General features: G+C 43.2%; 7 protein-coding genes. 2 read left to right on the plus strand and 5 right to left on the minus strand.

The window, feature by feature from the left end; genetic code table 11:
- Window positions 1–275: hypothetical protein (locus tag IBX40_10325; protein ID MBE0524713.1), on the minus strand; the 275-nt coding region annotated here is incomplete at its 3' end.
- Between the two features lie 466 nt (window positions 276–741).
- Here IBX40_10325 and IBX40_10330 point away from each other — a divergent pair.
- Window positions 742–1,044, plus strand: a complete 303-nt coding sequence (locus IBX40_10330) for a hypothetical protein (GenBank protein ID MBE0524714.1) — start codon at window positions 742–744, stop codon at window positions 1,042–1,044.
- 217 nt (window positions 1,045–1,261) lie between these two features.
- On the opposite strand, the gene hisB is transcribed toward IBX40_10330, so the two are convergent.
- From hisB to IBX40_10345, 3 genes are all read right to left on the minus strand, one after another.
- Window positions 1,262–1,837 (minus strand): imidazoleglycerol-phosphate dehydratase HisB, encoded by a 576-nt coding sequence (gene hisB / locus IBX40_10335; GenBank protein MBE0524715.1) that lies wholly within the window; start codon window positions 1,835–1,837, stop codon window positions 1,262–1,264.
- A gap of 48 nt (window positions 1,838–1,885) precedes the next feature.
- Window positions 1,886–2,611, minus strand: a complete 726-nt coding sequence (locus IBX40_10340) for a 1-(5-phosphoribosyl)-5-[(5-phosphoribosylamino)methylideneamino]imidazole-4-carboxamide isomerase (GenBank protein MBE0524716.1) — start codon at window positions 2,609–2,611, stop codon at window positions 1,886–1,888.
- Window positions 2,612–2,677: 66 nt separating this feature from the next.
- The gene (locus tag IBX40_10345; GenBank protein MBE0524717.1) at window positions 2,678–3,928 is read right to left on the minus strand and encodes a magnesium transporter; all 1,251 of its coding nucleotides are present in this window, start codon (window positions 3,926–3,928) and stop codon (window positions 2,678–2,680) included.
- A gap of 70 nt (window positions 3,929–3,998) precedes the next feature.
- Between IBX40_10345 and IBX40_10350 the strand changes: the two genes are divergently transcribed.
- A complete protein-coding gene (locus tag IBX40_10350; protein MBE0524718.1) occupies window positions 3,999–5,201 on the plus strand; it encodes a potassium channel protein in 1,203 nt (400 codons plus the stop codon).
- A gap of 318 nt (window positions 5,202–5,519) precedes the next feature.
- On the opposite strand, the gene IBX40_10355 is transcribed toward IBX40_10350, so the two are convergent.
- Complete coding sequence (locus IBX40_10355) at window positions 5,520–5,864, minus strand: DUF429 domain-containing protein (GenBank protein MBE0524719.1); 345 nt, start codon at window positions 5,862–5,864, stop codon at window positions 5,520–5,522.
- Window positions 5,865–5,969: the final 105 nt, after the last annotated feature.

Here is a 5,969-nt window from a genome sequence, read left to right on the forward strand (position 1 = left end):
TCATGGCGGACCGTTCTTTCAATGATACCTATCAGTGTTTGTGATTCTTCCCGCAGGGTCTGGATGATGCGGCGATATTGTTCCCGGCGGCGGAGCAAAAGTTTGTACGCCCCAGCCCAGTCAGCCCAATCCAGCACCCATGCATCATCTTTTGGCTCTTCGCCACTGATGTACGATTCGTAAAACGTCTCTGAAAGTACGCCATACTTACGTTCATATGCCTCTAAATCTTCATTGATTGCGTGGATATCAGCCATGATTTCCTGTAAATCCATTGCTATCACCTATTGCTCTCATACCAGTAATGTTTTCATAATGTGAGATAACCATTTCGCTTAACGTTTTTTGTATGCGAAGTTGCAGAGCAATTTTTAGTGGGCGTAAGTCAAACCACGTATAAACTATACCCATTTCCAAGCTTCTGCATCATTCAGAAAAACCTTTGTACTTATTTCATTTGTTCAGTACCCTAATCTCTCCCTACCCAGTTCACAACCGCCCAACAGGCATAATGCACAGCGCCTGCTCATCATCATCGAAAGCCCCCGCAACTCACTCCAGTTCATGCCCATTTATTACAGTTGAAACAGGGGTGTGTGGATGAAATAATTTCTACAAACCTTAAAAAATATATCGTGGTTAGAGCGGTAAAATATTTATAGCGTAAATTTAAACTATCAAATGTAATTATAAAAATAAGATTTATAAAAAAACAATTTTCCAACAACAAAGGATTCTCGAATGCCTGGACAAGTGACTGAGTTTTTACAAACTCAATTTGAAGATGAGATTAAAAAGTTCATAAAAAATAATCCATTTCCTCCAGATGAAGAGATCACATACTTTGCAAAATACTTGCGAACAAGTGGTTACATAAATGATTTGACCCAGGAGAACCGATCTCTATTGACTGATAAGTTTTTACACAAAGATGAAAAGATAGTAATTGAAATTGATAAATTCCTTGATAATTTCAGCTCACCTTGTGAGTCAGATATCAATGATTTTCTTAATTACCTTGCAGGAAATTGGATTAGATTTTGATCGATTAGAACTTCCAGTTTTCATCGAAAAGCAGAAGCTGTACCGGAAATTCAACTCAACAGAAAATAAACTAATAGGAGAATATCAGTTTGCAGATTCAGATGACTCATTAGTACATGATATCGGCAAACCCGATAAAAAAAATTCTCGGAGATACGCTATCTGATATGGGATTTCATCACATTATCAGAAAAGACAAATCCTGATCCTCTTTTTATTATAGTACTCCTTTGGTACTTGGCACGTCTCCACCGTTTAATGCAGCAGCCCGTTTCAGCGCAACAGCAAAAGCCTTAAAAAGCGCCTCGATCTTGTGGTGATCATTTTCCCCTTCGACTTTCATATGCACATTTATACCCCCATTATTGACCAGCGACTCAAAGAAATGTCTGGTCATCTGGGTTCCAAAATCACCCACTTTCGGACTCATAAATTTAGCATCAAAAGTAAGGTAACTCCTGCCGCCTATATCCAAAGCAACTTCAGCAAGTGACTCGTCCATGGGTATCCTGGCCTCTCCAAAGCGTGCGATACCTTTTTTTTCACCCAGTGCCTTGGCAAGCGCGCTTCCCAGTACTATCCCAACGTCTTCAATGGTATGATGCTCATCCACCTGAACATCACCCCTGGCAGAGACTGTCAGGTCAAAACCACTGTGCCTGGTCAGGGATGTGAGCATATGGTCAAAAAATGCAATGCCGGTGTCAATATCTACAGATCCGCTGCCGTCAAGGTTAAGTTTCAGTTCTATATCAGTTTCTTTGGTTCTTCGTTTCTGTTTTGCGGTTCTCATGACCTGCTCCTCACTTATTATCTTTAATGGAACTTTTACAGTATAAAATCATTTCGTTGCCGCCTGAATGGCATCTGGCAGGAACAGGCGTCCCATGTACAGGGCACTTCCGATAACCACGGCCCAGGCACCCGTGTCTTTTATTACCCTGACATCAGCAACTGTGGTGACCCCTCCGGATGCAACTACCGGGATAGTTACCGCCTCTATAAGTTCCCTGGTAGGTTCTGGGTCCACACCCAACAGCAGCCCCTCTGAATCGATATTGGTGAACAGGATGCTGCCAGCTCCCATCTCCTCCATTCTCAGGCCCAGGTCGGGAGGTGAAAAGGAAGAGGTTTTGGCCCAACCATGGGTTGTTACTTTCCCACCCTTTGCATCCAATGACACCATAATGTGTTTCTTTCCATATTTATCAGACATCTCTGTAACAAACTCGGGGTTGTTCACTGCAGCCGTTCCGATTATCACCCTGTCCACACCAAGTCCCAAAAGTTCATCCACGTCCCGGGATGTTCGAATGCCACCCCCTACTTCAATTTTGACATCAGTGGCATCCAGGATACTTTCGATCACGCTGCTGTTAACTCTCTCCCCCCGGATGGCCCCATCAAGGTCAATGAGATGTAGTGTTTTGGCTCCTTGATCTATCCATCGTATAGCTTCAGCTATCGGGTCATCCAGTGAGACAAGTTCAGTTCCCGGTATACCCTGGACCAGTTGGACACACCGTCCGCTTTTTAGATCTACTGCTGGTATTACTTCCATGATCATCTATTCCTGTCTTTGTATTGTAAAACTTAGCATTTAAGATTTGTTTAATACAAGAATTCATATTAATCAAACAAGGTTCATCAAAATCAGCACTGCCACAAAACAGAATGCACCAAATGCATCAATTATACTGGACAAAAGAGGTATGCTGTGAGTATCAGGGTCAAGTCTTAATTTATAGGTGGTGATTGAAATATAGTAACCCACCAGGTTTACAATTGTAACAGATATCAACCCCGCAAAAGTGCTAATAAATATCATGTTGAAAAATCCTGGCGAATCGATTCCCATAAGCAAACTGGCCACAAATGCCGATATACCGACAAGCGGGAATACCACCGTGGAATATATGTAGATCAACAGGAAATTAGGCAGGATCTGTTTTCCAGGTAATATGTTTGGGGTGAACATACCTGTATGGAGCATGGAGGACAGCCTTGATGTAAGAATGCCGCCCAGTGCATTATTATCTTCCAAAAACAATGGAACCATTACAAGCAGGGCAGGCAGGACCAGAAATCCATCAAGTTTTGAATTAATGATAAGTCCTGCCACAGTGCTCATGGCCCCTGCCAATAGCAGGACAGGGGTACTCTCATACACGACCCTTTTCATGATATCAAGTTCGGACCTAATAGCAAACAAGACTGTAATTATCCCCAATATAACAAAAATGCCGAACAGTATACTGTGGGTATTGGAAGACTTGCCTCCTATCAACAGAATGGCTAACAAGAGGGCTGGCAGGGTTACCATATCCCCTGCCGCTGTTATGATGGGGGCGCTCATATTATCCAGGTCCCATTCCCGTTTATATCCGGTTACAGCTACACCTACAGTAATTACCAGTACAAAAATACTTGAGATAATACCACCGATCATGGAGATCAGGACGAATTCAACCGGGCCGATACTTTGTATTTTTAAAACAAAAGCAAATCCACTGGCCATTACACCAAGGGCAAAAGATATCAGAATTGTATTTACCATCGAGGCAAAGATATTCTGGCTCAGGACGCTGTAGGATTTCAATGATGTGCTGAACATTCCTGTATGCAACGCAGTACCCAGCCTGGACCCCATGGCACCAAAGATATTACCCCTCATTCCAATAGCAGGTGTTATAAGCAGGATCAATCCAGGTAATGATTCAAGCACTCCTGTCATTTTTCCCAGTACCATACCGGCAACCAGACTCATGAGACTCATAAGTAACAGTCCTGAAAAACCTTCTTTCAATGTAGAATAATTAATGTGATATTTCAGGGATACAGCGAATGTGATATCATCAATGTTCTCTTCCTCAAAATCTGGCATTGGTAATCCCTCATCGGTGGTTTTATGTACCGTTAATTTAAATAAACTATTATTTATAGGTAGATTAATTATGCCCAAGAAGATTGAGCACTGTTCCTTAAATATGAAAGAACTCCTTGTGGGAATGAAAGACACTTCCGAATTGATGCTTGATCTGGCTTATTCTGCTATGATCTATGACGATGAGGATATTGCAGAGGAAGTGATCCGCCTTGAAGATAAGATGGATACCCTTGAATACCATATGAAGATCACAGCTATGCAGGCAGCCCGTCGTATTGATGAGGCTCATCAACTATCAGGTGTTCTAAAAGCAGCCTCTGCAGCGGAAAATATTGCCAATGCAGCAGGGGATATAGCCAATATCGTACTGCTGAAGATGGGCATTCCCATGGAACTGAAAGCCGATATACGTGAGGCCGAAGAGACCGTAATCAGGATCACCATAAATCCAGACAGCCCGGTGATAGAGAAGACATTGGGAAAGCTGAAGCTTGAGACTGAAACCGGTATGAGTGTAATAGCCATACGTCAGGGATCATCGTGGTTATATGACCCTGATAACGATACACCCATTCTGGCTGGCGATATTCTGTTTGCGAGGGGACATGATGAAGGAGTGCCGTTGTTTACGGAATTGGTAACTGGCAAACCCTTTGAAAAACGCAGTTACAAACCTGCCCGGACCCTGGATGATCTGGAACGGGCCGTGGACATTGTTGTTGAGATGAAGAATAAATCAGAGCTATCTGTAGGCCTTGCTTATTCAGCAGTACTTTTCTATAATAAGGATATTGCAGACGAGGTTCGCATCCTGGAAGAAGAGATGGATCAGATGAAATATGAACTCCAGCACTGGGTACTGGAATGTGCAAGACATGTGGATGATGTTGACAGTTTAAGGGGTCTATTGCACCTGGCAAATGCCTCAGAGACCGTTTCTGACGCTGCCTATGAGATTGCCGATATTGTACTCAGGGATATTGAGCTGCACCCTATATTCATGCTGGCTGTCAGGGAATCGGATGAGGTTATTACGAAGATCATTGTAGCCGAGTGTTCACCACTCGTTGACAAGACCCTGGGTGAGTTGAAACTGGAGACCGAGACCGGCATGCATGTAATGGCCGTTAAAAGGGCTAGCCGCTGGATCTACAGACCGAGTTCAAGGACCATGATAAAAAGCGACGATGTGCTTATTGCCAGGGGTTCCCTGGACGGCGAGACTACTCTTTTTGAAATGACTGCCTGCCCGGTTGAACAGGTTGAATAATTTAACCGAGTGCTGATAATTGTACAATTTAATGCCGAACGTAATCTGGTTAACAGCACCACTTCGCTGGTAGTCTCGCGTCCATGTGTGCTATTTTCACCGAACTTTTCATCGAAACAGTTGGCAGTTTCCCAACCCAATCCGGCGAATAGTGCAATGGCGGGCTGCTCGACCAGTGCATCTTCTGAGAATTGACTGCTCATCTTACATCCCTTCGTTTTTCCGTTAAATTGCCGTTAAATTGCCGATAATTTTTATCTTGCATCTACTAACACTATTGTTATTTTTTATATATGTATCCACTTTGTTGAATTGTCCTCAGTATAACAAATCAGGATCCACAATCCATCCCTCAAGTGGATCGCAGTCTGATGGAATGCCATATCCCTGATCTCGCTGTTCATAAGCCCACCCGGTTTGAACGGCACATAATACAGCGTCCAGGTTATCGCCCGTAGGATCTTCAATAAGAGCTGCCTTCAATTTTTCATTCAATTCGATATCGAATCCATAGTAAGATCGAAGTTCGGCTGAGCATAGCCCGTGTAAAATTTCACTGCGGGCGTTCTTTTGCTCATCTGTTTGCTTCTTTTTGGTATCATTTTTGTATCCTTGCTTGCCTATCCATTTCATAGCCACAAGTTTTGGATAGGCTTCTACCACAATCCTGCTCCCGTTTATGGGCCTGCTAGGAAGAATGCTGACTCTGGATTTTAGAAGTCGGAGTGCTCCCTGATAAAACATTTTTCCAACCGGAGTACCGTATAA

This window comes from Methanosarcinales archaeon, from assembly GCA_014859725.1.
Classification (GTDB): Archaea; Halobacteriota; Methanosarcinia; order Methanosarcinales; family Methanocomedenaceae; genus Kmv04.

What these genes read in the sequence shown, in the direction of transcription:
- IBX40_10330 (MBE0524714.1), top strand. Translation starts at nt 742, where the DNA reads ATGCCTGGACAAGTGACTGAGTTTTTACAAACTCAATTTGAAGATGAG.
- hisB (MBE0524715.1), bottom strand. Translation starts at nt 1,837, where the DNA reads ATGAGAACCGCAAAACAGAAACGAAGAACCAAAGAAACTGATATAGAA.
- IBX40_10340 (MBE0524716.1), bottom strand. Translation starts at nt 2,611, where the DNA reads ATGATCATGGAAGTAATACCAGCAGTAGATCTAAAAAGCGGACGGTGT.
- IBX40_10345 (MBE0524717.1), bottom strand. Translation starts at nt 3,928, where the DNA reads ATGCCAGATTTTGAGGAAGAGAACATTGATGATATCACATTCGCTGTA.
- IBX40_10350 (MBE0524718.1), top strand. Translation starts at nt 3,999, where the DNA reads ATGCCCAAGAAGATTGAGCACTGTTCCTTAAATATGAAAGAACTCCTT.